25 protein-coding genes, 4 tRNA genes and 3 rRNA genes are annotated in these 26969 nt (G+C 60.7%); 19 read left to right on the top strand and 13 right to left on the bottom strand.

The genetic code is table 11. The features are described from left to right. Nucleotides 1–375: 375 nt before the first annotated feature. The 6 genes from QP181_RS08870 to QP181_RS08845 all read left to right on the top strand — a co-directional run bounded on the left by QP181_RS08870 (nucleotide 376) and on the right by QP181_RS08845 (nucleotide 6052). Nucleotides 376–1866: ribosomal RNA gene (locus QP181_RS08870) — 16S ribosomal RNA — on the top strand. Between the two features lie 230 nt (nucleotides 1867–2096). Then, nucleotides 2097–2173, top strand: a tRNA-Ile gene (locus QP181_RS08865). A gap of 15 nt (nucleotides 2174–2188) precedes the next feature. Beyond that, nucleotides 2189–2264 (top strand) — tRNA-Ala (locus QP181_RS08860). A gap of 463 nt (nucleotides 2265–2727) precedes the next feature. Beyond that, a 23S ribosomal RNA gene (locus tag QP181_RS08855) occupies nucleotides 2728–5523 on the top strand. 254 nt (nucleotides 5524–5777) lie between these two features. Beyond that, nucleotides 5778–5892: ribosomal RNA gene (gene rrf, locus QP181_RS08850) — 5S ribosomal RNA — on the top strand. Together the 16S, 23S and 5S rRNA genes with 3 tRNA genes alongside form the textbook arrangement of a ribosomal RNA operon. Before the next feature lie 83 nt (nucleotides 5893–5975). Next, nucleotides 5976–6052, top strand: a tRNA-Met gene (locus tag QP181_RS08845). Here QP181_RS08845 and QP181_RS20000 read toward each other — a convergent pair. Beyond that, nucleotides 6009–7625, bottom strand: coding sequence for a recombinase family protein (locus QP181_RS20000; protein WP_443027586.1), 1617 nt, complete (start codon nucleotides 7623–7625; stop codon nucleotides 6009–6011). The genes QP181_RS08845 and QP181_RS20000 overlap by 44 nt on opposite strands. A gap of 57 nt (nucleotides 7626–7682) precedes the next feature. Then, complete coding sequence (locus QP181_RS08835; RefSeq protein ID WP_333928299.1) at nucleotides 7683–7829, bottom strand: hypothetical protein; 147 nt, start codon at nucleotides 7827–7829, stop codon at nucleotides 7683–7685. 173 nt (nucleotides 7830–8002) lie between these two features. Here QP181_RS08835 and QP181_RS08830 point away from each other — a divergent pair, with 173 nt between their 5' ends. The 4 genes from QP181_RS08830 (at nucleotide 8003) to QP181_RS08820 (ending at nucleotide 11632) form a co-directional block, all read left to right on the top strand. After that, nucleotides 8003–8467, top strand: coding sequence for a helix-turn-helix domain-containing protein (locus QP181_RS08830; protein WP_333928298.1), 465 nt, complete (start codon nucleotides 8003–8005; stop codon nucleotides 8465–8467). A gap of 260 nt (nucleotides 8468–8727) precedes the next feature. Then, nucleotides 8728–8940 carry a CHC2 zinc finger domain-containing protein gene (locus tag QP181_RS19995; RefSeq protein ID WP_443026951.1) on the top strand — a complete coding sequence of 71 codons (213 nt, stop codon included), beginning with the start codon at nucleotides 8728–8730 and terminating at the stop codon, nucleotides 8938–8940. Between the two features lie 216 nt (nucleotides 8941–9156). Beyond that, complete coding sequence (locus QP181_RS08825; RefSeq protein ID WP_333928297.1) at nucleotides 9157–10740, top strand: hypothetical protein; 1584 nt, start codon at nucleotides 9157–9159, stop codon at nucleotides 10738–10740. A 556-nt stretch (nucleotides 10741–11296) separates the two neighbouring features. Continuing rightward, nucleotides 11297–11632, top strand: a complete 336-nt coding sequence (locus tag QP181_RS08820; protein WP_333928296.1) for a PilZ domain-containing protein — start codon at nucleotides 11297–11299, stop codon at nucleotides 11630–11632. 77 nt (nucleotides 11633–11709) lie between these two features. Here QP181_RS08820 and QP181_RS08815 read toward each other — a convergent pair whose 3' ends face one another. The 3 genes from QP181_RS08815 to QP181_RS08805 all read right to left on the bottom strand — a co-directional run bounded on the left by QP181_RS08815 (nucleotide 11710) and on the right by QP181_RS08805 (nucleotide 13035). Continuing rightward, complete coding sequence (locus QP181_RS08815; RefSeq protein WP_333928295.1) at nucleotides 11710–11919, bottom strand: hypothetical protein; 210 nt, start codon at nucleotides 11917–11919, stop codon at nucleotides 11710–11712. Nucleotides 11920–12363: 444 nt separating this feature from the next. Continuing rightward, a complete protein-coding gene (locus QP181_RS08810) occupies nucleotides 12364–12558 on the bottom strand; it encodes a hypothetical protein (RefSeq protein ID WP_333928294.1) in 195 nt (64 codons plus the stop codon). Between the two features lie 24 nt (nucleotides 12559–12582). After that, a complete protein-coding gene (locus QP181_RS08805) occupies nucleotides 12583–13035 on the bottom strand; it encodes an HIRAN domain-containing protein (RefSeq protein ID WP_333928293.1) in 453 nt (150 codons plus the stop codon). An 831-nt stretch (nucleotides 13036–13866) separates the two neighbouring features. On the opposite strand from QP181_RS08805, the gene QP181_RS08800 reads away from it, so the two are divergent. Continuing rightward, a protein-coding gene (locus QP181_RS08800; protein WP_333928292.1) for an IS3 family transposase occupies nucleotides 13867–14986 on the top strand; the annotation gives its coding sequence in 2 pieces (ribosomal slippage) (nucleotides 13867–14120 and nucleotides 14119–14986; 1122 coding nt in all). Nucleotides 14987–15623: 637 nt separating this feature from the next. After that, entirely contained in the window at nucleotides 15624–15761 is a 138-nt protein-coding gene (locus QP181_RS08795) for a hypothetical protein (RefSeq protein ID WP_165886666.1), read from the top strand. 50 nt (nucleotides 15762–15811) lie between these two features. Here the strand turns inward: QP181_RS08795 and QP181_RS08790 are convergent, their stop codons facing one another. The 6 genes from QP181_RS08790 to QP181_RS08765 form a co-directional block, all read right to left on the bottom strand. After that, a complete protein-coding gene (locus QP181_RS08790; RefSeq protein WP_333928291.1) occupies nucleotides 15812–16432 on the bottom strand; it encodes a hypothetical protein in 621 nt (206 codons plus the stop codon). Nucleotides 16433–16738: 306 nt separating this feature from the next. Further along, a complete protein-coding gene (locus tag QP181_RS08785) occupies nucleotides 16739–17023 on the bottom strand; it encodes a hypothetical protein (protein WP_333928290.1) in 285 nt (94 codons plus the stop codon). Nucleotides 17024–17172: 149 nt separating this feature from the next. Further along, complete coding sequence (locus tag QP181_RS08780; RefSeq protein ID WP_333928289.1) at nucleotides 17173–17337, bottom strand: hypothetical protein; 165 nt, start codon at nucleotides 17335–17337, stop codon at nucleotides 17173–17175. 34 nt (nucleotides 17338–17371) lie between these two features. Next, nucleotides 17372–17752, bottom strand: coding sequence for a hypothetical protein (locus tag QP181_RS08775; protein WP_333928288.1), 381 nt, complete (start codon nucleotides 17750–17752; stop codon nucleotides 17372–17374). A gap of 1319 nt (nucleotides 17753–19071) precedes the next feature. Next, nucleotides 19072–19449 carry a transcription termination/antitermination protein NusG gene (locus QP181_RS08770; protein WP_333928287.1) on the bottom strand — a complete coding sequence of 126 codons (378 nt, stop codon included), beginning with the start codon at nucleotides 19447–19449 and terminating at the stop codon, nucleotides 19072–19074. Between the two features lie 704 nt (nucleotides 19450–20153). Further along, on the bottom strand, nucleotides 20154–20342 hold the full coding sequence (locus QP181_RS08765; protein ID WP_333928286.1) for a hypothetical protein: 189 nt from the start codon (nucleotides 20340–20342) through the stop codon (nucleotides 20154–20156). Nucleotides 20343–20482: 140 nt separating this feature from the next. On the opposite strand from QP181_RS08765, the gene QP181_RS08760 reads away from it, so the two are divergent. From QP181_RS08760 to QP181_RS08730, 7 genes are all read left to right on the top strand, one after another. Beyond that, the gene (locus QP181_RS08760; RefSeq protein WP_333928285.1) at nucleotides 20483–20677 is read left to right on the top strand and encodes a hypothetical protein; all 195 of its coding nucleotides are present in this window, start codon (nucleotides 20483–20485) and stop codon (nucleotides 20675–20677) included. 82 nt (nucleotides 20678–20759) lie between these two features. Further along, nucleotides 20760–21131, top strand: a complete 372-nt coding sequence (locus tag QP181_RS08755; protein ID WP_333928284.1) for an EAL domain-containing protein — start codon at nucleotides 20760–20762, stop codon at nucleotides 21129–21131. Continuing rightward, entirely contained in the window at nucleotides 21128–21868 is a 741-nt protein-coding gene (locus QP181_RS08750) for a LysM peptidoglycan-binding domain-containing protein (RefSeq protein ID WP_333928283.1), read from the top strand. Before QP181_RS08755 ends, QP181_RS08750 begins: the two co-directional genes overlap by 4 nt. Continuing rightward, nucleotides 21868–23544, top strand: coding sequence for a serine/threonine-protein kinase (locus QP181_RS08745; RefSeq protein WP_333928282.1), 1677 nt, complete (start codon nucleotides 21868–21870; stop codon nucleotides 23542–23544). The genes QP181_RS08750 and QP181_RS08745 overlap by 1 nt, the downstream gene beginning before the upstream one ends. A gap of 17 nt (nucleotides 23545–23561) precedes the next feature. Continuing rightward, on the top strand, nucleotides 23562–24413 hold the full coding sequence (locus tag QP181_RS08740; RefSeq protein ID WP_333922954.1) for a type VI secretion system-associated FHA domain protein: 852 nt from the start codon (nucleotides 23562–23564) through the stop codon (nucleotides 24411–24413). After that, nucleotides 24389–24565: a hypothetical protein gene (locus QP181_RS08735; protein WP_333922953.1), complete on the top strand. Its 177-nt coding sequence runs from the start codon at nucleotides 24389–24391 to the stop codon at nucleotides 24563–24565. The genes QP181_RS08740 and QP181_RS08735 overlap by 25 nt, the downstream gene beginning before the upstream one ends. 32 nt (nucleotides 24566–24597) lie before the next feature. After that, a complete protein-coding gene (locus QP181_RS08730) occupies nucleotides 24598–25317 on the top strand; it encodes a PP2C family protein-serine/threonine phosphatase (RefSeq protein ID WP_443027585.1) in 720 nt (239 codons plus the stop codon). A gap of 352 nt (nucleotides 25318–25669) precedes the next feature. On the opposite strand, the gene QP181_RS08725 is transcribed toward QP181_RS08730, so the two are convergent. Next, nucleotides 25670–25745: transfer RNA gene (locus tag QP181_RS08725), tRNA-Lys, on the bottom strand. Nucleotides 25746–25901: 156 nt separating this feature from the next. Next, nucleotides 25902–26966 carry a rod shape-determining protein RodA gene (rodA, locus tag QP181_RS08720; protein WP_132897016.1) on the bottom strand — a complete coding sequence of 355 codons (1065 nt, stop codon included), beginning with the start codon at nucleotides 26964–26966 and terminating at the stop codon, nucleotides 25902–25904. Nucleotides 26967–26969 lie beyond the last annotated feature (3 nt).

Raw genomic sequence — 26969 nt, 5'->3', positions numbered from 1 at the left:
GGCGAGGTGGTCTTAGAGGGGTGTCACCGCAGCGGAGTGCCTTAGTGGTTACCGCGGTGGTCGCAAAAAACCAGATGCTGCAAGCTTTCTCGGAAGGGGAGGTTATGCGAGTGTCGGTATTTTTGTCGGCTCTTTGACATTGTAGGTTAAGATGAAGGGACATGTGGGCGGCGGCTTGCGGTTCTCGGGCTCCTCAAGGGTTCGGGGTATCGTTTAAAGCTAAGTCGTTCTCATATGTCCTTCACATATTCCATATGTAATGGACGGTCGTTTTGGTGTTCGCACTGGGGCGGTCGTCTGAAAGATATTGTGCAGAGCGGCTCCTTGAGATGAACTGGTTGATCGTGGAATTCCACTGCGATTGGCTGGTGACATAAACTTGAGAGTTTGATCATGGCTCAGAATGAACGCTGGCGGCATGCCTAACACATGCAAGTCGAACGAATTACCTTCGGGTAGTTAGTGGCGCACGGGTGCGTAACGCGTGGGAATCTGCCCCTTGGTTCGGAATAACAGTTGGAAACGACTGCTAATACCGGATGACGACGTAAGTCCAAAGATTTATCGCCGAGGGATGAGCCCGCGTAGGATTAGGTAGTTGGTGTGGTAAAGGCGCACCAAGCCGACGATCCTTAGCTGGTCTGAGAGGATGATCAGCCACACTGGGACTGAGACACGGCCCAGACTCCTACGGGAGGCAGCAGTGGGGAATATTGGACAATGGGCGAAAGCCTGATCCAGCAATGCCGCGTGAGTGATGAAGGCCTTAGGGTTGTAAAGCTCTTTTACCCGGGATGATAATGACAGTACCGGGAGAATAAGCTCCGGCTAACTCCGTGCCAGCAGCCGCGGTAATACGGAGGGAGCTAGCGTTATTCGGAATTACTGGGCGTAAAGCGCACGTAGGCGGCTTTGTAAGTAAGAGGTGAAAGCCCAGAGCTCAACTCTGGAATTGCCTTTTAGACTGCATCGCTTGAATCATGGAGAGGTCAGTGGAATTCCGAGTGTAGAGGTGAAATTCGTAGATATTCGGAAGAACACCAGTGGCGAAGGCGGCTGACTGGACATGTATTGACGCTGAGGTGCGAAAGCGTGGGGAGCAAACAGGATTAGATACCCTGGTAGTCCACGCCGTAAACGATGATAACTAGCTGTCCGGACACTTGGTGTTTGGGTGGCGCAGCTAACGCATTAAGTTATCCGCCTGGGGAGTACGGCCGCAAGGTTAAAACTCAAATGAATTGACGGGGGCCTGCACAAGCGGTGGAGCATGTGGTTTAATTCGAAGCAACGCGCAGAACCTTACCAGCGTTTGACATGGCAGGACGACTTCCAGAGATGGATTTCTTCCCTTCGGGGACCTGCACACAGGTGCTGCATGGCTGTCGTCAGCTCGTGTCGTGAGATGTTGGGTTAAGTCCCGCAACGAGCGCAACCCTCGCCTTTAGTTGCCATCATTTAGTTGGGCACTTTAAAGGAACCGCCGGTGATAAGCCGGAGGAAGGTGGGGATGACGTCAAGTCCTCATGGCCCTTACGCGCTGGGCTACACACGTGCTACAATGGCGGTGACAGTGGGCAGCAAGCACGCGAGTGTGAGCTAATCTCCAAAAGCCGTCTCAGTTCGGATTGTTCTCTGCAACTCGAGAGCATGAAGGCGGAATCGCTAGTAATCGCGGATCAGCATGCCGCGGTGAATACGTTCCCAGGCCTTGTACACACCGCCCGTCACACCATGGGAGTTGGATTCACCCGAAGGCGTTGCGCTAACTCGTAAGAGAGGCAGGCGACCACGGTGGGTTTAGCGACTGGGGTGAAGTCGTAACAAGGTAGCCGTAGGGGAACCTGCGGCTGGATCACCTCCTTTCTAAGGATATCGGCAGAAAGCGCTGATAGGCTCGCATCTTATGGTGCCACCCTGTCGGAAGAGCTTCTTCCATTCCAAAGAACATTAGCCGCCGTCCTCATGTCCCTTCATCACTAGGTTAGTCCACGAGACGAATAGCTTTGCTATTTGGCACGTGGGCAAGCTCGGCCAGCGCGCGAAGCGCGCCTTTTGGGCGCAGTTCTGCTGCGTCTGACGGGCGCAGCGGGTGTGGGCCTGTAGCTCAGTTGGTTAGAGCGCACCCCTGATAAGGGTGAGGTCGGTGGTTCGAATCCACCTAGGCCCACCACACACAAGTGCGTTTGGGGCCTTAGCTCAGCTGGGAGAGCGGTTGCTTTGCAAGCATCAGGTCATCGGTTCGATCCCGATAGGCTCCACCATTTCGCAGGATACGAGACGAGGCAGCAAAGCTGCCGCGCACGTATCCAAGAACGGCCAGCGCCGAGAAGCGCGCCCACAAGGCGCGGCTTCGCCGCGACTGACGGGCTCGCGAGTAACGCACCATCAGCCACAACCTAGAGATGAAGAGAAACGGTTCGCCGTGCGAGAGCACGGTGATTGACGGGTACGCCCGTCGTATTTGACATTGTGAATGGGTTTTTAAAATCGATGCCGTGAGGTGCTCGATTTTGGGGACGAGGATTGCTTCGGCGGTTCGTGAGCGCTTCGGCGTCAGCGAGCCAAGCGAGCGGTTCGAGGCTCCAGATATCGACATCATCATAACTAATAATCTGGCTGAGATTATAATCATCCGCACCTGACAAAAGCTAACGCGCACTGCTCTGCCGAGTTGGTGACGTTCTTCGGAACGCACCCAGTGATGTCGTTGGTGGTGTGGACTCTCAAGCGTGAGGTAAGGGCAATTCGTGGATGCCTTGGCACATACAGGCGATGAAGGACGTGGCACGCTGCGATAAGCGTCGGTGAGCTGTGAGCAAGCTTTGACCCGACGATTTCCGAATGGGGAAACCCACCTATCCCGATTAATTCTACTTGCGCGGTAACGCACAGGTCGAGTTAATTAGGTTAGGTATCACTTAGCTGAATACATAGGCTTCGTGAAGCGAACCCGGCGAACTGAAACATCTCAGTAGCTGGAGGAAAAGACATCAACCGAGATTCCGTTAGTAGTGGCGAGCGAACGCGGACCAGGCCAGTGCCTGAATTTCAACTAGTAGAAGTCTCTGGAAAGTGACGCCATAGCGGGTGACAGCCCCGTATACGAAAGTGAGAATTCAGGACTCGAGTAGGGCGGAACACGTGAAATTCTGTCTGAACATGGGGGGACCACCCTCCAAGCCTAAATACTCGTATGTGACCGATAGCGAACTAGTACCGTGAGGGAAAGGTGAAAAGCACCCCGATGAGGGGAGTGAAACAGTACCTGAAACGGATTGCCTACAAGCAGTTGGAGGGCTTTTATGGCCTGACAGCGTACCTCTTGCATAATGGGTCTGTGACTTAATGTATCAAGCAAGCTTAAGCCGATAGGTGTAGGCGCAGCGAAAGCGAGTCTGAATAGGGCGCCAGAGTTTGATGTATTAGACCCGAAACCCGGCGATCTAGGCATGACCAGGATGAAGGTGCAGTAACATGCACTGGAGGTCCGAACCGATTAACGTTGAAAAGTTACCGGATGAGTTGTGTTTAGGGGTGAAAGGCCAATCAAGCCGGGAAATAGCTGGTTCTCCGCGAAAACTATTGAGGTAGTGCCTCGCACGAACACCTTAGGGGGTAGAGCACTGGATGGGCTAGGGGGTCGCGAGATCTACCAAACCTAACCAAACTCCGAATACCTAAGAGTGATATGCGGGAGACAGACGGCGGGTGCTAAGGTCCGTCGTCAAAAGGGAAACAGCCCTGACCTACAGCTAAGGCCCCCAAATCGTATCTAAGTGGGAAAGCATGTGGGACTTCCAAAACAACCAGGAGGTTGGCTTAGAAGCAGCCATCCTTTAAAGAAAGCGTAACAGCTCACTGGTCTAAACAAGAGGTCCTGCGGCGAAGATGTAACGGGGCTCAAGATACGTGCCGAAGCTTAGGGTGTGCCACTTATGTGGTACGCGGTAGCGGAGCGTTCCGTAAGCCTGTGAAGCGATCTGGTAATGGGTCGTGGAGGTATCGGAAGTGCGAATGCAGACATGAGTAGCGATAAAGAGGGTGAGATGCCCTCTCGCCGAAAGACCAAGGGTTCCTGCGCAAGGCTAATCCGCGCAGGGTGAGCCGGCCCCTAAGACGAGCCCGAAGGGGGTAGTCGATGGGAACCACGTTAATATTCGTGGGCCTGGTGGTGTGTGACGGATCATGTGTGTTGTCATCCCTTATCGGATTGGGATGGCTTCGAAATGGTTCCAGGAAATAGCCCCACCGTATAGACCGTACCCGAAACCGACACAGGTGGTCAGGTAGAGTATACCAAGGCGCTTGAGAGAAGTGTCCTGAAGGAACTCGGCAAATTGCCTCCGTACCTTCGGAAGAAGGAGGCCCTCACTATGCGCAAGCACTTTGAGGGGGCACAGGCCAGGGGGTAGCGACTGTTTAGCAAAAACACAGGGCTCTGCTAAGTCGGCTTCAAGACGACGTATAGGGCCTGACGCCTGCCCGGTGCCTGAAGGTTAAGTGGAGGGGTGCAAGCTCTGAAATGAAGCCCAGGTAAACGGCGGCCGTAACTATAACGGTCCTAAGGTAGCGAAATTCCTTGTCGGGTAAGTTCCGACCTGCACGAATGGCGTAACGACTTCCCCACTGTCTCCAGGACATGCTCAGCGAAATTGAATTCTCCGTGAAGATGCGGAGTACCCGCGGTTAGACGGAAAGACCCCGTGCACCTTTACTGCAGCTTCAGAGTGGCATTAGGAAGAAACTGTGTAGCATAGGTGGGAGGCTTTGAAGCATCGGCGCCAGCTGATGTGGAGCCATAGGTGAAATACCACCCTGTTTGTTTCTGATGTCTAACCTCGTTCCGTAAGCCGGAACAGGGACCCTCTGTGGCGGGTAGTTTGACTGGGGCGGTCGCCTCCTAAAGAGTAACGGAGGCGCGCAATGGTGGGCTCAGGACGGTCGGAAACCGTCTGTTAGAGTGCAATGGCATAAGCCCGCCTGACTGCGAGACTGACAAGTCGAGCAGAGACGAAAGTCGGTCATAGTGATCCGGTGGTCCCTCGTGGAAGGGCCATCGCTCAACGGATAAAAGGTACGCCGGGGATAACAGGCTGATAACCCCCAAGAGCTCATATCGACGGGGTTGTTTGGCACCTCGATGTCGGCTCATCACATCCTGGGGCTGGAGCAGGTCCCAAGGGTTTGGCTGTTCGCCAATTAAAGTGGTACGTGAGCTGGGTTCAGAACGTCGCGAGACAGTTTGGTCCCTATCTGCCGTGGGCGTCGAAATTTGAGAGGAGTTGACCCTAGTACGAGAGGACCGGGTTGAACATACCTCTGGTGTACCAGTCGTTCCGCCAGGAGCGCAGCTGGGTAGCTATGTATGGACGGGATAACCGCTGAAAGCATCTAAGCGGGAAGCCTCCCTCGAGATAAGATTTCATAGAGCCGTCGGAGACCACGACGTTGATAGATCGGATGTAGAAGTGCGGTAACGCATGGAGCTAACCGATACTAATTGCTCTATTCGCGCTTGAGAGTCTCACACCATCAATGACAACACTGGGTCACCAGTAGCGACAAACGATGCGTGCGGATGATTAAGACGACGCCAGATTGCCAATCCCCTCGCCGTCGAGGGATTGGTACCAACTACAAATACACCAGCACTCGGTGTTCCGAGAGGCTGGCAACCAATATGTGCACGGTATCGATTTTAAGCCCCGTCCCAGCGAAAGCGCCGACGGGGTACCCAAAGCATTCCCCAACGTATCGTCGCACCGGCTCCATTGCCTGGTGGCTATAGCGTCGGTGTCCCACCCGATCCCATTCCGAACTCGGCCGTGAAACCCGACTGCGCCAATGGTACTATCGCTCAAGCGATGGAAGAGTAGGTCGTCGCCAGGCATTGAAGCCCGTGCGGCAATACGCAAACAGAACGCTTAAAACCCATTCACCATGTCTCATACCCCCTTCGCGAAAGCGAATGTCGCGGGGTGGAGCAGCCCGGTAGCTCGTCAGGCTCATAACCTGAAGGTCACAGGTTCAAATCCTGTCCCCGCAACCACCACTACAGAACTCGACATCACGCCGCCCCTTGGGGCGGCGTTGTCGTTTGTGGCCCAGGCTAGCAGGTCCGATACTTTGGCGACCACCTCCGCCTCCGGGCCGCCGGGTTCGTCGGGGCAGATCGTCACGCTTTCGATGAGCGTCGACATCACTGCCGCAGCCTCGGTCCGGATCGCTTCGTCGTCGAGCGACTGGCGGAGTGCCGCAACCTTGCTCCGGAAGCGGTCCACAAGCACCGGGTGGGGCAGGGAGACTACGATCGGTTTCCCGGTAGTGGTTGCAACTCTTTGTGCCTCCAGCCGCTCCTTCTCCGCCTCTCGCTCCGCGATCATCGCCCGGAGCACCGGACTGGCAATGCCAGCGAGCAGGTTCTGGTACAGATTGTCGAGTTCAGTAGTGACCTGCTTGAGGCGGTGTTGAGCTGCGTGCTCCATGCCCGCGTCCTGGCGGCCCAATCGCTGCATCTCGTGCTCGAATTCTTCTATAAATAGGCGCACATGGTTCTCGGTCAGCAGATGCTCCTGCAGAACCGCCAGCGTCGCGGCCTCCAGAGGTTCCTTGCGCACGGAAACACGATTACCGCACGTGCCTCGCTCCTTCTGACCAGCGCAGCGGTAATAATCCTTCCCGCTGATCGTATAGTTTGCCCCGCAGCAACCGCAGCGGATTAGCCCGGACAGGAGATGCTTTGCGCGCTTGCTGCCGACCGTCGACGATGCGGTTGCCGGGCGCTTGCGGCGTTCGATTTCATCGCGCGCGGCCTCGAAAACAGTATCGTCGATGATCCGCAGGTCAGGGACCGCAACCTCGACCCACTCAGACTGGTCACGGAGCCGATAGCGGCGTTCGCGCTTCTCACTGTCGGGGTTCCTGCGCCACTCCCGGCGCCCCCATACTAGGCGTCCCACATAGAGCGGGTTGTTGAGGATGCCGACGAGTTTGGCGGGATCGCCTCGGATCGTCGAGGCGTTCCACTCCCCACCACGGGGGCCCGGCACGCCCTCGTCGTTCAGCCGGGTGGCGATCTGAATAGAGGACAACCCCGCGGCGAACCATGCGAAGATGCGGCCCACCACCTCGGCCTGCGCTTCGTCAATTTCGAGCAGCCCGCGTTGAACCTCTCCGCTCGCATCGAGCCGCACCATCCGCTTGTATCCATATGCACGCCCTCCGGCGAACCGCCCCGCAAGCACGGCTGCCTCCATGCCACGCAGCGTCTTGTCGACGAGATGCTTCAGGAAGATCGATCCGAGTAGCCCTGCCACTGCGAATTTGATCTCGTCGACATGGCCTTCGCTAACCGTGTGGAGCTGGACGCGGTGATAGGCGAGCTTCTTGCCCAGCCAGGCCACGTCTTCTGCATCACGCGCCAGCCGGTCGAGCGACTCGCAGACGATGATGTCGATTTCGCCAGCTTCCGCTGCGCGCAGCAACAGCTGTAGTCCTGGGCGATTGCGGCGATAACCTGACAACTGAGGATCAAGCTGGGTCGCCACGACGTTTCCGCCCAGAAAGCTGACCAGCGGTGCACAGGCCGCAACCTGATCAGCGCTTGATGACGCGGTCTGCATGATGGTCGAGTGACGGCCGTAGAGCGCGATGCGGCGGGGTAGGGGAGTCAGCATGACTTATTCTTTCATAACTTCGAGGCGCCGGGAATCCCGCGCTTCCCGATGAGCCTCTCTTGCTGCCTGATGCGCGAGCAGCCGGACGAGATCGGCAAGCGCCTCCTGCGCCTTCTCGTCTTCCACCCACTCGATTTGCACAGCGACCATGCTGACGTTTTGGGATGGTTGTTATCTAGCGTGCATCAACGATACAAAATCGGTAAATGCTCTCAATGTCTTGCGCACGTCCGCGTCCCCGCATGCGTCTGCCTGCAGGCTTTGGCGGGCTTCGTGCCGATTTGGGTGAGATCATACGGAGCTATCGACAAGGCGAGGCGGGAATGGGCGAGCCGATCGCGCCGAAGGTTTTCGCGGCGCGGGTCGGGATCGGTCGGGTTGCGCTGTCGCGGATCGAGAACGGAAAAGCGTGGCCCCGTTCCGAGACGCTCAAGCGAATGATGGCGATCTTTGAATTGGACTGGGCACAAGTGGCGGAGGTTGGATCAAACACGGGGTCTCATCCCCGGATGCGCGACACCCCCAGGATGGTCAGCAAGTTTATCTTTGCAGAATCTCTCCGATGGGGACGCCGACGGCTTGGTTGGACGCTCGCCGAGCTTGCCCGCCGTAGCGGCGTCTCCGCGTCGCAATTGTCCCGGATCGAGCGCGGTCAGGTTGCACGCTCCGCAGTGTTCACCTGGCACCCGGAAGACGGAAACATCGTTCGTGAGGATCGGAGGATTGTGTTCGGCCACCCGCTCCTCGCTGCGGTCGCGGGGGGCAAATTGCGCAGCGCCTCATTCTGATCTTGGCGCCGATCGTTCATGCAATCTCTGCACCGTGCGTTCGAGCGGGGCGGGGTCATCGCTGATGCCGACACCGACCCAATCCGCGTTTCTTGGTTGCTCTGGATCGGCGATCGTTGTGATGAACCAACCGAAATGATGGTCCAGCATACAGATCGGCGATCTGGACGAGGCAGGCGAACATGGAGAACAATACGTTCTCATCGCGCGACGGATCAACGCGCGATGCGGTGGTCGGGCTGATTAGCCAGACCGTCTAGCTGCAACCATTCGTCGATGGAGATGACCGGCTCCGTGGCGCCTGTCCGTGGCATCCCGATGCAACCCGCAGCCTCCACGCGACTGACACGGCATGGCAATGCTTTGCCTGCCGCGCTGGTGGTGATGCCGTCGATTGGAACATGAGGCGGGACGCGGTGGACAAGAGACAAGCGGAGGAAAGATTTCAGGAATTTCGCCGTTCAAAGCAATGAAGTCGGTCGTGGCGGCGCATCGTCCAAGACATCAACGCGCACGGGGCCTTGTCTGATCGATCGGGCGTGCGGATATCAATTGTGTGGCGGATCGCCGTGACGAAACACGACCGTCCGCATTTGGTGGAAAGCGGCCCGGCCGTTCTCGGGCGGCGACTCCGGTAAACAGCCGTTCGTACATTTGATGGGGCAGGGGGGCTAACCGGCCGTTTCCTGGTGGATTGCGGCCAGTCTGCTTTCGGGCAGCGATCGCGAAAGCAGCTGTTCGTCCAGGTGATGGGGCAGGCGCCGAGACGCTGGGAACAGGCAGACAGCCTATACGGGCGCGATCAAAGCGTCGCCGACCAGCGAACAGGCCGGACAGTCGCTGGCAAGCCAGCCGCGCGACGCCGGCCGACCGCCGGCAGATTCTCGACCGACGAGCTCGCAAGCAGCCTCACTCCAGGCGCCGCCGCTCGCCAGAAGACGATCCGCCAATACTTCGATCACCAGTATGACGAGGCGCTGGCGGTCTACGACGACATCAGGGAACGGCTGGGGACGGGGCCGCACCAGGAAGTGGATGACGCGCGTCTCTTTGCGACCTGCTCCCGCAATGGTGCGGAATGCCTCCTCGATCCCGCACTGCGGCCGATCGACGGCGCGATACGCGATCGGCTGGAGCAGATGCTGAACGCGGGCCGGGATGTGGCGGAGGAAAGCGGCCTCGGCGAAGTCGCGGCGGACATCGACTACACTCTCGCCCGGATCGCCGAGGCGGCTGGAGACGAGGCCGCCGCGACCTCCATACTCGTTGGCCTGGTTACCGATGAGGCAAAGGAGGGCTATCCGCTCCTGGCGGCGATCTCGGCGATGCGGCTCTTCTGGTCCGGGATCGCGCACGGTCGCGCGGCCTTCGCCTGGGACCGTTTCGATCGGCTTGTTCGGGCGCTGGACCTGTTTGACCACGCATGGGCCGTGCGGGTCGCGATCCGGGCGAGGCTTCGCGCCACCAACGCCCTATTCCTTCGGGGAGCCGCGGACGACCCCGCACGCGCGCGCGCTGGTGAAGGAGAATATAGCGGCGATCAACCGGAACCACGGTTTGCTGAGTCACGACGATACGCGCGACGCGGCGCTGACTGCGGCCGCCGGGGACATTCTTGCCGTCGAAGATTCTCAAAGGTGGCCGCAGTTCGCGGCCGGGCCGAGGGTGGCGATGCTGCCGTACGGCTGGGCCAGGAAGACTGCGGCAGAAATCTGGGAGGAGGCCAGCTGATGGGAACGGCGAGCTTCGGCGGCGGGAGCGGATCGATCGGCGGAGGCGGCTCCGGCGCAAAGGGCTCCGGCGGGTCGCTCACGAACGCGATCACCCACCTCCTTGGGATATCCAGCCGGCTCAAGTTGGACGGGGATCAGGGGAGGCTGACGAAGGAGATCAACACGCTACTCCAGGACCGGGGGCGAGCCTCTTCGATCAAGACCCTGCTCGGCGACGGCTTCGCTGACGCGCTTCTCGGCGATCTGCTCGACGTGAAGGCCCGCCTCGACTCGGACGAGAGCTGGGCCGTGATCGTGGATGCCTACGGTGTCACCGCAGGCATCCGCTCTATGGAGGCGTTCTGCGACAACCGTATCGATGCCGCCCTGGGGACGAGCCACTACGACGACCGGACAGTGGAGCGGGCAGCCATCATATTGAGTGACGTTAGCCGTTCAATTTACACTAAAGTTTTTGGGCCGCCCCTGCCACATACCATGCAATATACCATACCGATGAATTTTTTCATGTGTGGCTGGTATAGCCGTATTCGAACTTAAGCCCAGGATCACCGGGTAGCTGTTCAGAAAGCCTGGCTATTTGGCCTCTACGAAACGAGCTGACGATACGAAGACCTACCGGCGGTTGCGAAGCTGGGGGTAGGCGCAACGTTTAAGCGTCGAACTCCGGCCATTCCTTATCAGGATAGATTCCCGAGGAATGAGCAGCCAGATTTCTGCAGGATGCCGCCAGATAAGCCCTATGCATCCCTTCGGCGTCGTCAGTATATTGCGATATGCCGGCTCCTCCTGATCCAAATGTACCATTGCGCTCGTCGCGATATTTCATCGCTGGGGAGGACGTTGGCCTGTCAGGCGGAACGTCCCGAGATTGCCGTTATATTAAAGGGTCGATAGCCTTCACGGAGTGGATGGTGGGCTTTCGGGAGGGATGTGCAGCGCGCTTCGATCTCACCGATGACATGATAATCTGCCCTCCCTATGCCCCGAACTCGGGACCTTCCTCATCAGGATAGAACGCGTGGGGATCGTGAACCGGCCTCGCTGTGGCATGTAGTTAACCGAGCTTTCACGCCTTTCTGCGATCGAAGGGCTGATGAATTTGCATGAGAATACAGCCCTTAAGCCCGGTCGGCACCCGACCGATGAACGCGTCGCCGTCCGGCGTCCTATCCACCTGCCTGCATTCTTGATCGCCTCTGGGGGTGAGCGGTTTTCTGCGACCCTTCTTGATGTTTCGACGCATGGCTTTCGGATCCGCTCCGGATACCCGACAACGATTGGCCGATTTCTCGCGGTCGACATCCCGGCGTTCGCTCGATACTCAGGATGGGTGGCTTGGGCCTACCAATTTGAGTTTGGCTTTGACGTGGCCAATCCGCTCCCCGACGAAGTCGTGAACCATCTGCAGTGGTTGGCCGCTGCCGACTAAAGTCAGGCGTCAACTCAGGCCCTTCATCACGATAGAAACCGTGCGGACCGGAAAATCGTGGCGGCGGCTGCGTTCGATCAGCCGTCGACGAGCTTTAAACGCCGGTCGCCGTGATGCGCCGGCCGCCCCGTCGCCTGCAGAAGTGCGATCACTCGCTCTTCGTAAAATTGGGCGAGATTCATATGAAGTTCCATCACCGGTGCGGTCACTGCCAGTGCTGCCAGCATGACGTGATGTCGGCGAGAAGCCTCTAGGTCGATCAGATTGAAATCCGGCGGAAACAGCATGGGAGCCATCTGCGGCACCTAGATCAACAGGGCAAAAACGATGCCTCAATCCGAGTGTAATTCGGGTCAGTACGAGTGGAATTGCACGCAAACGGCTTCGGCTGGCACAGGCACGCATTCTCGATCAGTGCCCGAACTCAGGCCTTTCCTCATTAGGATAGAACGCGGGGAGATTTTTTCTCGAGCGTGAATGCGCAGCGCAGGGCAGTGCCGAGGAATAGGCCGAGCATTACCTGCCACGATGGAGCTGCCGCAGAATCCTTTGCAATGGCGAGTGCCCTGTGACCGCGAGCAACGCGATGGCGACCCACAATATGTCTTTTGCAAAGCGTAGAAGCCGGGGCGGTACGAATGCTAACACCTGCGCGCACTCCGTTGAGATCAGGCGTCCCATTCCGGCCTATTAGAAATTGGATAGAAAGCGTGGGGATTGTACGCCGGCAGTCAGATCAGGTTGAGTGCTCGGTAACCGGCGCGCGCAGCAGGTGCGACCTCAAGCAGCGCAGCACGCATTGATTTGACGGCATCCCGTTTGCCGTCGCTCTTCTCACGGGCCGCAGCGATCGCGGCGAGCTCGTCAGATACCAGGGGGCGACCCAACATTCGCTCATAGTGCGAGACGAATTTGCTGGGCTTCATCCTCCTGACATAGGTGAAGCGGGGTCAACAACCTAATGTTAAGCGCTGAACTCGAGACCGTCTTCGTCTGGTAAAGGCGTGAGGATAGTACACCGGCCGCGGCCCTGATCGCATCCGACGGGGAGGTTGAGGCTTTAGAACATCAGGAACTGGGTCGTCCAGAGTAGGTAATCCGCCTCCGAACCGGATCCGGATATAGGCCCTATTCCTGTGCATCGCCTGAAAGACCGCGGTCGCGTCGTCTTCCTTCATCCGCTTGCCGATCAGGGGCGCACGCTCGGCGCTGACGTAGCCCAGTTCCTTGCCGCGATCGCTCCAGCCGGCGACCGCGTTCTCGTCGAACGTATTCTTTGGCTCAAGACGCAATTCCACCAGATCACCCGGGGCGCACATCATGGACTCCATCCGCCTGTTGCTCTTGCCCCCGCCCTCGTTTGAAAAGTCGATTCCGACGATTGAGGTGGTGAGTTCGTCCATATGCCACACTTGCGCGTTACTGAACGGGTGACCAACTTTCCACACCGTTATCCGGGTAGCCAGTAATGGACATCGAAAAGTTCGATCGGCTTTATCCATCGCCTGCACACGCAGCGGTCGCGGATTTGCGCGACCGGTATGCGCCCAGACATCTTCAGCCTGAGCCTAGGAGCTTGGTCCCTGATCGCTCAGGCATCGTTATTGGAGTTGCCGCACTCACAGCGGCGTTTTTAGGCGGTGCGGCATACGTGTTGACGGCAGGACAAACGTTAAAGCCGACTCCTAGTAATAGGAAGATTCAAGTATCCTTAGCAGTGCCGGCGGCAGAGCAGTTGGCTCCGACCGCACGCGTTTTGCCGGTGCCAGCCCAACCCATGATAGCGCCGCGGAGCACAATCGTAGCAGGTTATCGAACTAGGGCTGCACCAGAGTTAGAAAAACCCGTTCCTGAGCGAAAGGGGTCGTCTGGCTGGATCCTTGACCCGCTGTCAGGTGACGCGCTAGCCGCTGCGCTTGTCATCGATAAACAGCGGACGATCGAACTGAACGCGCAGCAGTTGGGTAAAATGACAAGAGAGGATATTCAGCCACTTCCTACAGTCGATGCTGGCGGTGAGAGCCCTGATAGGTCGTAGGCGGTATGTTCGCCAATCCAGATAGTTCGCCTGAATCGGTCGAGGCGGCGACCGCGTTTTCGTCGAACGGGTTCTTCGGATCGAGGTCCAATTTCACCAAGTCGTTCGGGCGCACTTCAAGCACTCCACCCGCCTATTGACCTGCTCCCCAGAATTCATGCCATTGGTAAGTTAGCTCGTCAGATGGAGACGAGTGATGCGGCGAGGCCGATTTACCGAGGATCAGATCATTGGCGTGCTGCGCGAGCATGAGGCCGGCGTGAAGACCGCCGAGCTGTGCCGGAAGCATGGGATCAGTGACGCGACGTTCTACAACTGGAAGGCGAAGTACGGCGGGATGACCGTGTCGGACGCGGCGCGGTTGCGGGCGCTCGAGGACGAGAACCGCCGGCTGAAGAAGCTGCTGGCGGAGTCGATGCTCGACGTGTCGGCGCTGAAGGATCTGCTGGAAAAAACTGACCCGGTCTGGAGATCGCTACGCTGCGGTGGAGAAGCTGATGGCCGACCACAGCTTCTCCGAGCGTCGCGCCTGCAGGCTGATCGGGGTCAACCGGTCGGCGTGGCAATATGAGCCGCTTCGCGGGAAGGACGATGCTGTCCGCGAGCGGATGCGCGAGATCGCGAATGAACGTCGTCGCTTCGGCTATCGACGGCTGGCGATCCTGCTCAAGCGGGAGGGCAAGGGCATGAACCTGAAGAAGGTGTATCGGCTGTATCGCGAGGAGCGACTGACGGTGCGCAAGCGTGGCGGTCGCAAGCGCGCGCTGGGCACGCGGGCGCCGATGGCGATCCCGCAAGAACCCAACCAGCGCTGGTCGCTCGACTTCGTATCGGAATCGTTGGCCTGCGGCCGGCGGTTCCGCATGCTCAACGTCATCGACGACTACAGCCGGGAATGCCTGGGATGCATCGTCGACACCTCGCTGTCGGGTCGGCGGGTTGTTCGCGAGCTGAGCGCCATCGCCGAGCGTCGCGGGCTGCCGTGCATGGTGGTCAGCGACAACGGCACCGAGCTGACCAGTCATGCCGTCCTCGCCTGGTGTCAGGACACCGGGGTCGAGTGGCACTACATCGCCCCGGGGAAGCCGCAGCAGAGTGGCTTTGTGGAATCGTTCAATGGTCGCTTGCGCGACGAGTGTCTGAACGAACACCTGTTCCCCTCGCTGGCTGCGGCGAGACGGATCATCGAGGCATGGCGGACGGACTACAACACCGTGCGTCCGCACAGCAGTCTTGGCGGGATGGCACCCGCCGAGTTTACGAACCGCCCCCGCCAGGGGCATATGAACACCGAAGCTAAGTTATCAGCGGCCTGAAAACGGGGAGCAGGTCAGACCGGGTGGCTGTTTGCAGCCGGATCGGTTAATGCGGTAGCAGCAGCAATGGCTGAATGCATGGCAGCGCCAATCGAAGTCTGCGCTCAAATGGGCGAAGCTGGTAAATCTTAGGTTCGAGAGCGTCACAACGCAAGCGTGGAAGCGCGTAAAGTTTATAACCTTATCGTTTCGAACACCCGAAAAGGTAACGCTGGCCGAGAACGTGCCGAGCTGCACGATGGTATCGTTTGCCTCGCATCCTCAGATTTCATCGTTTCCGCTTGAGACGGTCAGGAAAAGGACTGAGGTTGGCGACCGTCGCGGCGTCATCTCTGCCTTGGTAGATGACGCGGCGATACCTAAATTTCTACAAACCTGCGGACGATCCTGCGGAAACTTGGGGATACCGCGCAGCCGAGGGCGACGCTGAACATCATTACCAGCGGCGCGCCCCATAGTACCGACAGCGAAAACCAAGAATCATCAAAGATGGGACCGATATAGACTGATGCTCATGCCTAACGCAGTGGGAGGCAATCGTGGTCCTTTCAAGGGAGCGGAGAAGTTGGTTAATTCTTTTGGGAACACAGGTGGTTAGCCAAGCGTCAGATCGATGGCGGCACGATTGGAGAACCTGATGCTGGACGACTCTGAGAAACGTGCCGATCATCGCGAGGCGTTGAAAGCTCCACAAATGAGCGGGCTCGTCATTGGAGCACTCGCCGGCGCGTTGGCTTGGATGTTGATCGGCCTGATCGTTTCTGCACTGACTTGACGGTTTAATGGCCGTGATGAGCGCGACAGTTTTGCTAATCGCGCAGGATTTTAGCTCCACTGCCCAGCAACCAAAGCCGCCTGGAACGACATGGCGTACCCGGCGACCTTCTCGGCACGGTCGATCCCGTTGATGATGCGCCGCGCCGACGTGAACTGTACGTTTGTCGCTGGTCCCTTCGCCGGCAGGTAGCTGGCGAACCGCTTCCCGATGAGCCAGCCCTCAGTCTTGCCAAGGGCCATGATCTGCGCGGAGATCTCGGTCTCCATCGCCCGGTCGTAGTTCGACGTCAGCGCGCCCTTCAGTCCGAGCTCGTCGTCCGCGCGCTCGTAGTTATAGTCGTGCGTCAGCTGGACATCGCCGCGGCCGTACGCGACTTGGCCGCCATGCCTCCCAGGCTTGCCATATGGATAGTTGTGGCCGCGGCCGATCTCTGGGACCGGCTGCATCTTCTGAGCGGTCTCGTGAAACGAGGTGGCAAGCCCATACGCCACGTACGCGACGGGCAAGCCCTGCGCGGCAAACGCGGTAAGCTTCGCCTGGATGCTCTCGAGCTGCGCTTGCGTCGTCGTCCCGAACAGCGGTCGAATTGTCGCGAAGAATTTGTCCGGCGACGTCAGCCCATGCGTCAAGCGCGCAGAGGCGGTCGCCGGCTGTGATGCCGTCGGCATGTTTATTCCTTCCATAGTGATTAGGGTTAACATCGCCTCTGGAGGGCGGGCCTAGACGCGGTGGCCGGCAACGCTCCCACCGTGCCGGCGCAGGTCCATTGACTAGTCCTGCAAGCGGCCAGCCTGTTTGTTTTCACAGCATGTTTTTCAGACAGGTTGGCCGCCTAAAGCGTCGAGCCCCTTCGCTACAGTCGCGCTAATTATTCGGTTTGTGAGGGGCCGATATCCGCGTCGGAAGGTTCTGCCCTCGCCGGGGCGTTCTTCCAAGCCGGTCGGCCCGCCCCCACGCCCCCGTGGGTCGGGTCGTTACTTCGCAGGTTTATCAATCGTTTCGACACCGAACACGGCGCCAGCCTTCTGCAGATACTTCTCGGCGATCTTTAAGATGCCCTCGTCGAGCACGCCCAGCCCGGCGCGGTATAGCAGCCCGCCCAATGGTTCGGGACGCATCGCGATCACGATCGCCGCGGACACTGCCAGCGCCATGCCGGTGACCGGAATATCAAGGCTCCAGCGGTGCTCATGCCGGACGGACTGGGCGGCACCGATCCAAAAGCGTGCGGCGAAGCACGCGAACAGCGCCTCAATCATTCCAGCTGCTTCGAATGGATAGCCGAGGAAATGCTAGATTACCGGTACCGACGTCGCGATCGTCGCCCCCTTCTCTGTCAGCGCAGCAGCGGCAACAGGTAGTATAGCCGCCATCGTTGCGCCCCCTTTGTAAATGCTGCCCGTGCCGATCATCGCGTGGAAACCACACCGAGCTCGGTCACCGCGAGCATCGGCCCGCGCGCGATCTCTACGGTTCGGGTCGACCAGTCGCCTGACGTCGATCCCGCCTCCGGGGCCAGCTTGCGAAACCGGTCGGCCCATTCGGGAACGCTGATCCATGGCGGGGGCGTCATGCCCCGGCGCCACGATCGTTCTAGCCGTTCGTCCTTACTCGGCGTTTGCGAAGTCGGCTTCCGGCTCGCCGAGAGACGCGAGGTGCTGCTGGACATGGTCGTTCAGCGCCTCCAGCAGCGGCTCGACAGAGATCCCCAGTGATGCAGCGATCAGTGGCGAGACGCGCGACGGCCAGTTGAGCCAGGCATCTCCCACCGACCGCGCCATGTTGAACAGCAGGGTCTCGGCGACTTCGAGATCGATGACGTCGCCGGCCTCACGTCGGGCTGCCAGCAGGCTTCGGGCGGCAAGGCCGTTTTCCTTTACCCGCTCAGCTTCGCCGGTGAGGGCGAACCTGCCAGCCAAGACTTCGGCAATGAAGTCCTCGTCGTCGAGCCGCAGCGGATCGAGGGTCTCGTCCGCAGGTGCGGACACTTTTGCGTCGCGCTTCGAGGTGCGGACAACAGGTGCGGATATTTGCGCGGTGTCCGCACCTTGTCCGCACGCTTTGCGGTCCTCCGATTGGTCCGCCGCCAGCCCGTGCCGGCGAGTGCCGGATCGAGCTTGCCGTCGGCTGAAAGCCGAAGTTTTCCTTCGCTTATTGCCCGTCGGACCAGCTTATCGCTGCACCCGTCCAGCCGGGCGAACTCGCGAATGCTGACGGTGTCAAAAGGTGCGGACATTCTAGGTGCGGACCCCTTTGGCGACCTGTAGCTGGGGATCATTCACGCCTTTGCCCCCCGTATTACCCAGGATGCCAGGAAGGACGCAAAGCGACCACCCCGGCCCTTTCGTGATCGTGCGCGGTAGCGCAACAATCGTGCGTGTAAACCGGGTCAGGTCAGAGAGTTAGCATCAGTCGTCTGATTACTTGGAGGCGGATGCTGGCTCGCAAATCCGCTGCGGCTTAACGGTGTCAGGCTCGCCGTCCCTGCGGGTAAGGATCGATAGATTTCGGCACTGTCCCCGACCGGTATCTTCTGCGGTGCCAGCGACTACAAAACCATGCGCGCCAGTTGCGAGATCACCCCACTCCTGCACTTCGCCGGTTGCCATTGCCAGCTGCACTGCCTTCGCCACGTCCCCCCTTTGCGCGGGTTGCGCAACGTCACGGTGCGCCGAGGTTGAGGCAATCAGACCCGGAGCAGGCAGGGATACAGTTTGAGAGGTCACCTTCGCCAGCGGGGGGCGGATCAGCGATGCGCGGTGTACCTCGGGCTTGGCGATGCTGACTATGCGTGCCTTCGGTAAGGCGTCCGGGACCGGTACAGCGACCGAGTATACCGATCGGGCGCTAGCATGCTGGGTGGCTAGTCCGATCGATATAGCCACGATCATACAGACCGCAGCAGACGCTCCTAAACGCCAGCTGATCAGCGGCTTGGCAGCGTAAGGCCTGCCATCGCCTGTGAAATGCTGAGCTACCCGTCTATCCCACGCCTCAAAACGAAAGCGACCAAGCTCAATGCTGAAGCCGCGCTCCTGCATCAACGGTGGGATAGGGTAGACCGCGCTCATAAAACCCCTTCGACGACCGATCGAAGGCTAAGCCGTGATGGCGAAGATTACGAGGACTATCGCATCAGACCAAGACGATACCGCATCGAACGGCCATCTAGACCGCACAAACATAGTTACTCGAAAGCACGAAGTTGCGACGGGAACAAGCTTGCCATACCGCAGGACAGTTGCCCGAAGCACTGCTCCCGGGTGAAGGACGAGGGTGGCTTGCCACTGCGCTCGTCACGGTCCGCTTATGCGGCGATTGGCGAGCTATGTACCTCATCCGTTCCAAGTAGCCAAGCCCCGATCTTCATGTTGATGCCGGCAAAGGCGACGAGCACGAACTTGCCGCCACCATCTTTCACCACCTTACCTGACAAGCCAGCATCAGGCCCCTCGGTGACCTTGACTGGCCGACCGATCGTGAACGCCTGTCGCTGGCCCATTTTGGCAGCGCGCTTCCCTCGCTCTTCGATGCGACTAGCTTCGGCGATCTCTGCATCACTGATCGTCGGGATGGCGCCGAGGTATCGGAACACCGAGAATCCGGGATGCCCAGAGAAGGGCAGAGCGGCAAGGCGTGCCAGGTCGTCGCGCCTATCTGCGCGGGCGAACACGAACGTCGGCATGATCGGAGCGCCGCCGACGAAGGCACTTGTCAACGCCGGGCACCGAGCGTGGTCCAGGGCAACGCGCCGTTCCCGGTTTCGATGTTCCCGGCGACCCACGAGAGCCGCGGTTGCGGAGAATGGGTCGCGAGGAGCGGCACGGGCGGCGCGCCGGATGACGGTGAGCGCATGGGGGAGGGTGGGGCGGCTGACGATACCGTCACGCGATTTCGAAAGATCGTCGCATGATACGGCTGCGACCGCTTTCAAAGGCTACGCTCTGTCAGCTCGATTGCTCGTTCAGGATCCGCCGAAGGTTTAGATCTGCGATCAATGCGCCGAGGGCATGCCCGTCGAACGTATGCGGTCGCACCCGTCGATCGGGCAATGAGACCGAGTATCCTCGCCTCGCCTCGATCGGTGTACCCGCGACCTTTTCGATTACCTTGTGCAACGGGCCTTCGAAGAGGATTTCGCGATCCGCTTCCGTGCTGCTCGTCCGGTCCTTGATGCGAATGAGCGTCGCAAGCTCGTTCCATGGAATGTCCATCCCGCTTCACCCCTCTTCTGCTCTCCTGCAGTTATTAAAGCAGTGCTGCCAGATTGGAATTGATGTGGGGCAATACGTCCCCGGGATGGGTGCATCGCGAAGGATGCGGTCGGGGTGGCTGAGATGCAGCGACACGCAGACCATCGTCCCGCGCATCGCCACGTCAGTTGTCCGATCAATCGGTCTCGCTCGTGCCGCTGCCGTCGTCGGTCGACTTCCAATTGCCTTCGGCGACCTTGTCGTCATCGCCTTCGATCGCCTGCTCGTACGCAGCGCTTTCGTCCGCGATGCCGGCCTCCGCGCTCTTCTTGGCGGTGTCCTTGAAGTCAGCTGCGCTCGGGTCGGTCTTTTTGCCGTCGGTCATGGTCTGCTCCTGTACTGGAATGGTTCGAACGCGCGACGACCGTGGGCGGGTTCCAAACGCTCTTCCTATCCCTGGTCAACATTCGGGAGCATCCACTGATGCGCCTTGCACTGGAGCGGCTGCCTGATTGGCCTGTCGCCATGAACCGGGAGTTGGCGCTCGCGTGCACCGGTGTCGCTGAAGCCCAGCTCCGCGAGTGGGAACGGCGCGGCACTGTCCGCTTCTGCATGCGCGGACCTCGGGGCGCCGCGATCGCAGCCCGCTCTTCGCTAGACGCCGCGGTCCAGAGTCTGTTCGCAGCGACCGCCGACGATGGCGCAATTGAATTCGACTGATGGCGATCGCGCGACTGCCGGCATACGTCCGGCCGATGAAGCTCGCCGGCGACAAGACCGGCTACTATTTCGAGCTGCCCGCTTGGGCGCGACCGACGAAGGATCGTATTCGAGCTTCAGTACGTTGCGGACGCTTGCGTTCGACAAGATCAAGATCGACCGCGAATTCGTGACGAACGTCGACACGCGGCGCGATAGCCAGGCGATCTGCCAGAGCATCGTCGCGCTGGGCCGAGGGCTCGGTATCCGCGTCCTTGCCGAAGGTGTCGAACGGCGTGCCGAGTATGAATGGCTGTTGCGTCACGGGTGCAGCCATTTCCAGGGCTATTATTTCTCGCCACCGCTAACCGGCGCGGATTTCGTCGCGTTTGCGCGCGACACCACCGGTCTCGCCAAGTTGCTGGCCATCCAACCGCGTATCCGAAGTCGGATCACCGAAAGGCTTACCGCATGACTCCCTCCTTCCGCACCACGACACGCGTTGGAGCGCTGATACTGACTCTGGCGATAACGGCCTGTTCGCATGGACCCAAGGCCGGGCCGCAACTCGCGCCGATCGCGACGACCACACCGGCGAATGAGATCGACACGATCCTGTCTCTGCTCGATCTGGGCGAGGTGGGCGCTGCGAAAAAGCGCATTGCCGCAATATTGAAGAGCGATCCGATGGACCCGTCGGCCCAAGTGCTGCGCGCTTCGATCGATGAGGACCCTAAGGCGCTGCTTGGGCCGACGAGCTTCGCCTATGTCACGCAGGCTGGCGACACGATGTCGGGGCTGGCGCAGCGTTTCCTGGGCAACCGCCTGAAGTCGTATCAGCTCGCGCGCTACAATGGGATCGCCAAGCCCGCCGACCTTACCGCCGGACAGACGTTGCGCATTCCGGGCGTGCTGCCACGCGCCCAAGTGCCCAAGCGGATCGAACCACGGTCCGCGACGCCTGCTGCATTGAAAGCCAGGTCCGCCGCACCGAAGCCTGTATCGGTCGCCAAACCGTCCCCCGTGGTGGTTAATCCGGGCGCGGCACGGCAGGCGCGCGTGGCGGGGCTCGCGGCGCTCAATGCAGGCAATGTCGCCCGTGCCGTAGGTCTGCTGCACCGCGCCGCCGCGCTCGATCCGCGGAACCCGGTGATCTCGCGCGACCTCGCGCGCGCCGAGCGGATCGCTGCTACCGTCAAGGCGCGCAAATGATGACCGAGATGCTGGGACGCTACCGGATTGACGGACGGCTGGGCGAGGGCGCGATGGCGGATGTCTATCGTGCCTTTGATCCGGGGATCGGCCGGACCGTCGCGATCAAGGTGCTGAAACCCGACTATGGCCGCGATCCTGAACTCGGCGAACGCTTTCTGCGCGAAGCGCGCGCGGCAGGCGCCCCGAACCATCCGAACATCGCCACGATCTACGATGTCGGCGAAGCGCAGGGCGTCGCCTATATCGCCATGGAGTTGATCGAGGGACAACCGCTCGACACGCTTCTCCAAGAGCAGGGTCGTCTGCCCTATGAGCGGGTGCTGGCACTGGGGCAGCAACTCGCCTCGGCACTCGATTATGCACATAAGGCAGGGGTCGTTCACCGCGACGTCAAGCCATCGAACATCCTATTGTCGGCGGACGGCCGCACCGCAAAGCTGCTCGATTTCGGTGTCGCGCGGATCGGCGAGATCGACGTGTCGGGAGCGGAGGGCCGGCTCGCGCGGACGCAGGTCGGGCAGATGATCGGTACGCCGCGGTATATGAGTCCCGAGCAGGCGCTTGGCATCCCGGTCGATCGACGCTCCGACCTCTTCTCGCTCGGTGTGGTGCTGTACGAGATGGTGACGGGCAAAGTCGCTTTCCCGGGCATGGGGCTGGCGACGCTTGCCATTCAAATCTCACAGGAACGCGTCGAGCCGATCGCACGCTCGGTTGCCGATTGCCCACCTGGCCTGCGGTTCGTCATCGACAAGTTGCTCGCGAAGAAACCCGATCAGCGTTTCGCCGATGGCGACGCGGTGTATCAGGCACTGACCCGCGAGATTGCGGCAACCGGCGAAGCGTCGACGGGGCGGCGTGGCCTGCCGCTGAAGATCAAGCTGCCTCTGGCGCTCGTCACCGTTACCGCGATCGCACTGGTCGCGAGCGTGTCGTCGATTCTCGCGCGCGAACAGCGAACGCTTGAACATATGGCGATTGTTTCGGGCGGCTCGATTGCCGCCTTCGTTACCAGCAACACCGCGGTGTTGGCGGCCGACAATGCAGGCCTGGCACCCGAGCAGCAGGACTGGACCGCGCTGCAGGCGTTCGTCGCATCGGCGTCGCGCGATCAGGAGATCCGCGACCTGGTGGTCGCGGATACTGGCGGGATCGTGCGCGCCGCCGAGAACGTCAAGCTGATCGGTACACGCTATCGCGCGCCCGTGGGCGAGGCCGCGATCAGCGGGGATGCGGGCGTCACGGCCGCACCGGATCGTGGAACGGGTGCCGGGCTGCGTTTCGTCCGACCGATCCGCTATGCCGGTGCCCGGTTCGGCACGGTCGATCTGGTGCTACGCCGCGCCGCGCTCGACGCCGCGATCGACAATGCGAGAACGCTGCTGATGGTGCTGTCGCTTGTCATCATGGGCGTTGTGCTGGTGATCGGCTATCTCAGCGGCGCGATGGTCGCGCGGCCATTGGCACGATTGCGGAAAGCGCTCGACGAAGCGGCAAAGTCCGATTTCGGCCTGCGCATCTCGCATCGCCGCCGCGACGAATTCGGCGCGGCGTTCGATGCCTTCAACCGTGCCGCCGCCGCGGTCGAACCGCATCTGGCTGGCACGGGCGCGCAGGCCGACAGCGCCATGCTCGCCACGCGTGTTGCGCCGTCTCCCCGTCTGGCTGCCTGAGGATCGTCTCTATGTACATGTTGCAGCTTTTCGATACGGATGACGTGATCCAGCCCCTCGACGTGCGGCTGATCAGGGAGGGCCTGCTGACGATAGGGCGGGATGCCGATGCCGACTGGCCGATTGCCGACCCCGATTGTGCCTTGTCGCGCGCGCACTGCGAATTGAGCGTCGATCGCGATGGCCTGACGCTGCGCGCGCTGGGGGCGAACGGGGTGTTCGACGCCGATACGGGCGAGCGTTTTCCGCAGGCGATCGACGTGCTGCTGCCGGTGCCGAGCGCGCTCCGGCTTGGGCGGTTCAAGATGGTCGCTACGCATGCACCGCACGGCGACATCGAGGTCGATGGCGCGCTGACCATGGTGTTGACGCCGCCGCTCGGCTCTTCCGTCGACGTGCCGAGCGACTGGGTCGATGCCAGCACGCCGCACGTTGCCGGCGAGGGATCGCTGCTCGAGGCGTTCTGCGAGGGCGCCGGGCTCGATTGTTCGCTGTTGTCTGCCGAGGAGCCGACCGAGATCATGCGACGGGCGGGGGCGGTGTATCGACAGATGGTGCTGGGCATTGGTGATCTGATGGCGGAGCGCGACCATGCGCGCGGGCGTTATCAGCTGACCCGTACGACGATCAGCGGCGCGGACAATAATCCGTTCAAATGGGCACCGACGCAGCGGCTTGCGATCGACCTGCTGCTCGCGGAGTCGACGGGGTTCTTATCGGGACCCGCAGCGCTGAAGGCCTCGTTTCGCGATGTGAAGCGGCATCTCGTCGCAACCTTCGCGGGCTTGCAGGAAGCCTTCGCGCGGCGATCGGAAGTTTTGCGCCTGCGGTGCTCGACGCAGCGGTGGCAGACCGCGTTACGATGCTGAAGAGCCGTGCGGGCTTGCAGATGGCGGAGGTGGCTGAGCGTCACGCCGATTTGACGCGACAGATCGCGGAGTCCGCGCCGGGGTCGCTCGATCGCGCCTTCGCGGTGGCCTACGACGCCACCGACTCTGCGATGGCGCGTGACAGCGTATGAACCTCGGCGGTCTGCTGCGTCGCAAGGTGCGTATGGTTCCGGTCAGGACCTGTCCCGCAGGTTATCGATCGGAGGGGCGGACGCACGTTGGGCGCGTGCGGGCGGTTAACGAGGATCGGCTCCTCGACCGTGCCGACCGGGGTCTTTGGGCGGTGGCCGACGGTATGGGCGGACACAGCGGAGGAGCAGCGGCAGCGACCACCGTCGTGCGGATGCTCGATGCGCTGGCGGACGATCCTCGACCGATCGACGATGCCCGTTTGCGCGACGCGCTCGCCCGCGCAAACCGGGCAATTCATCAAGACGGCAGCGCCGACGCGACCAGCGGTGCGACGGTGGTGGTCGCGTTGACCATGGGACCGACCGCGGTGATCTGCTGGGCTGGCGACAGTCGCGCCTATCGCATTCGCGGCGGACGCGCCGAGCAACTGACGCGGGACCATAGCGTCGTGCAGGAGATGATCGATGCGGGCGTACTGAGCGCGGCCGCGGCGGAGCGGCATCCGCAGGCGAATGTCGTGACGCGCGCGCTCGGTGTTGCGCCGACGGTCATCGTCGACAGCGTGCGGGTCGCGCTGGAGCCGGGCGATCGCTTGTTTCTGTGCTCCGACGGCGTGTCCCGGTCGGTCGATCCCCGTGATTTCGTCACCATGCCGGAATCGATAAGCGACAGTGCCGACCGGTTCCTCGCAAACGCACTGCAACGCGATGGAAGTGACAATGCAACCTTGGTCGTGATCGCTGTTTCGTGACCTGAAATACCGGACTAAGTGCGCTCCGCTGCAGCATCCATAGCGATCCTCGACTGCGGGAGGTTCGCTCGCTCGCGACCTGATCGCTTCGGGGCGTGCGGCGTCGGAGGTAGCTCAGCATCGGACGAAAGGTCGCGAACCGCGCTAGAAACCTATCCCGTTCTCGCAGGAAAGGGAGCGCGTTGCGTACGTCCTGACTTTGCCAGAGACGCGGTTAAGACCTTGTACCGCGCAATCGCCAAGAGGGGTGAAGCTCAGACCCGCGGTGCACGCGACGACTGCGCCGCGAGGCTATCAGCGGATTTCCGCGGGGGCGGTGAATACCTTACTGCTATCGCCGGGCTGTAAAAAATGGTGGACGCACTTGGGCTCGAACCAAGGACCCGCTGATTAAGAGTCAGCTGCTCTACCAACTGAGCTATGCGTCCATTCCGGGGCGGTTTTGAGTGGCGCCCTGGTGTGGCGCCCCGCTGCTGGAGGCGCGCTGTTAGCAGACTCATCGGGACCCGCAACCCCCTTTTCGTCGATCCGAGTCCCTTTTCTTCAAATACGCAGTCTTTTTGCGGATTAGGCCGCTTTTCGACCTACCAGCCGACCGTCTTGCGGTTCTGGCGGTCGATCGACATGAGGATGCCGAGGCACAACAGCACGGTCATCTGCGCCGAGCTGCCGAAGCTCACCAGCGGCAACGGGATGCCGACGACCGGCGCCAGACCCATCACCATCATCAGGTTGATCGCGACGTAGAAGAAGATCGTCGTCGACAGCCCGGCAGCAGTGAGGCGGCCGAAGCGGGTCTGCGCGCGCTGGCCGACCTCAATCCCCCAGCGGATCACCAGCAGGAAGGCCAGGATCAGCAGGCAGCCGCCGACCAGCCCCCATTCCTCCGCCATCGTCGCGAAGACGAAGTCGGTATGGCCCTCGGGGAGGTAGTCGAGATGGCTCTGCGTGCCCTGGAGGAAGCCCTTGCCCCAGATCCCGCCCGAGCCGATCGCAATCTTCGACTGGCTGATGTGATAGCCGGTGCCGAGCGGATCGCTCTCGGGATCGAGAAAGATCAGGATGCGGTTGCGCTGGTAATCGTGGAGCAGGAAGTTGATCGAGAGCGGGATCGCCACCGCCGCCGCGATCGCGCCGCCGACGAACAGCCGCAGCGGGATGCCGGCGAGGAACATCACCGTCGCGCCGCCCGCGCAGATCATCAGCGCGGTCCCGAGATCGGGCTGAAGCATCACCAGCGCAGCAGGGACGCCGATCAGCATCGCCGCAGGCCAGATCGCGCCGAACCGCCGCGTCTCGTTGGGCGGGAGCATGTCGTAGAATTTGGCGCAGGCGAGCACGATGCCGGGTTTCATGAACTCGGACGGTTGCAGGCGGATGAAGCCGAGGTCGAGCCAGCGCTGCGACCCGCCCGACACTTTCCCCAGCACCTCGACCGCGATCAGCGAGACGACGAGGATCGCGTAGGTCGGCAGCGATCCCGCCTTCCACACGCTCTCGGGGACGTAGGAGAGCCCGATCGCGCCGGCCAGCAGGACGAAGAAGCGGATGCCCTGCGACAGCGCCCAAGGGTGCAGCGAGCCACCCGCCGCGGAATAGAGCACGACCTGGCCGAAACAGCCGATCGCGACGACCAGCAGGATCACCATCCA

Source organism: Sphingomonas sp. LR55 (assembly GCF_036856015.1).
GTDB lineage: Bacteria > Pseudomonadota > Alphaproteobacteria > Sphingomonadales > Sphingomonadaceae > Sphingomonas.
Note: the sequence above shows the minus strand (reverse complement) of the source record. Positions and strands in the feature narration are given on the sequence as shown.

Coding starts and splice junctions, on each gene's coding strand:
- QP181_RS20000 (WP_443027586.1), bottom strand. CDS start 7,625: ATGCAGACCGCGTCATCAAGCGCTGATCAGGTTGCGGCCTGTGCACCG.
- QP181_RS08835 (WP_333928299.1), bottom strand. CDS start 7,829: ATGGTCGCTGTGCAAATCGAGTGGGTGGAAGACGAGAAGGCGCAGGAG.
- QP181_RS08830 (WP_333928298.1), top strand. CDS start 8,003: ATGGGCGAGCCGATCGCGCCGAAGGTTTTCGCGGCGCGGGTCGGGATC.
- QP181_RS08820 (WP_333928296.1), top strand. CDS start 11,297: ATGAATTTGCATGAGAATACAGCCCTTAAGCCCGGTCGGCACCCGACC.
- QP181_RS08815 (WP_333928295.1), bottom strand. CDS start 11,919: ATGCTGTTTCCGCCGGATTTCAATCTGATCGACCTAGAGGCTTCTCGC.
- QP181_RS08810 (WP_333928294.1), bottom strand. CDS start 12,558: ATGAAGCCCAGCAAATTCGTCTCGCACTATGAGCGAATGTTGGGTCGC.
- QP181_RS08805 (WP_333928293.1), bottom strand. CDS start 13,035: ATGGACGAACTCACCACCTCAATCGTCGGAATCGACTTTTCAAACGAG.
- QP181_RS08795 (WP_165886666.1), top strand. CDS start 15,624: ATGCTGGACGACTCTGAGAAACGTGCCGATCATCGCGAGGCGTTGAAA.
- QP181_RS08790 (WP_333928291.1), bottom strand. CDS start 16,432: ATGCCGACGGCATCACAGCCGGCGACCGCCTCTGCGCGCTTGACGCAT.
- QP181_RS08785 (WP_333928290.1), bottom strand. CDS start 17,023: ATGATTGAGGCGCTGTTCGCGTGCTTCGCCGCACGCTTTTGGATCGGT.
- QP181_RS08780 (WP_333928289.1), bottom strand. CDS start 17,337: ATGACGCCCCCGCCATGGATCAGCGTTCCCGAATGGGCCGACCGGTTT.
- QP181_RS08770 (WP_333928287.1), bottom strand. CDS start 19,449: ATGCCGACGTTCGTGTTCGCCCGCGCAGATAGGCGCGACGACCTGGCA.
- QP181_RS08765 (WP_333928286.1), bottom strand. CDS start 20,342: ATGACCGACGGCAAAAAGACCGACCCGAGCGCAGCTGACTTCAAGGAC.
- QP181_RS08760 (WP_333928285.1), top strand. CDS start 20,483: ATGAACCGGGAGTTGGCGCTCGCGTGCACCGGTGTCGCTGAAGCCCAG.
- QP181_RS08750 (WP_333928283.1), top strand. CDS start 21,128: ATGACTCCCTCCTTCCGCACCACGACACGCGTTGGAGCGCTGATACTG.
- QP181_RS08745 (WP_333928282.1), top strand. CDS start 21,868: ATGACCGAGATGCTGGGACGCTACCGGATTGACGGACGGCTGGGCGAG.
- QP181_RS08740 (WP_333922954.1), top strand. CDS start 23,562: ATGTTGCAGCTTTTCGATACGGATGACGTGATCCAGCCCCTCGACGTG.
- QP181_RS08730 (WP_443027585.1), top strand. CDS start 24,598: ATGGTTCCGGTCAGGACCTGTCCCGCAGGTTATCGATCGGAGGGGCGG.
- rodA (WP_132897016.1), bottom strand. CDS start 26,966: ATGGTGATCCTGCTGGTCGTCGCGATCGGCTGTTTCGGCCAGGTCGTG.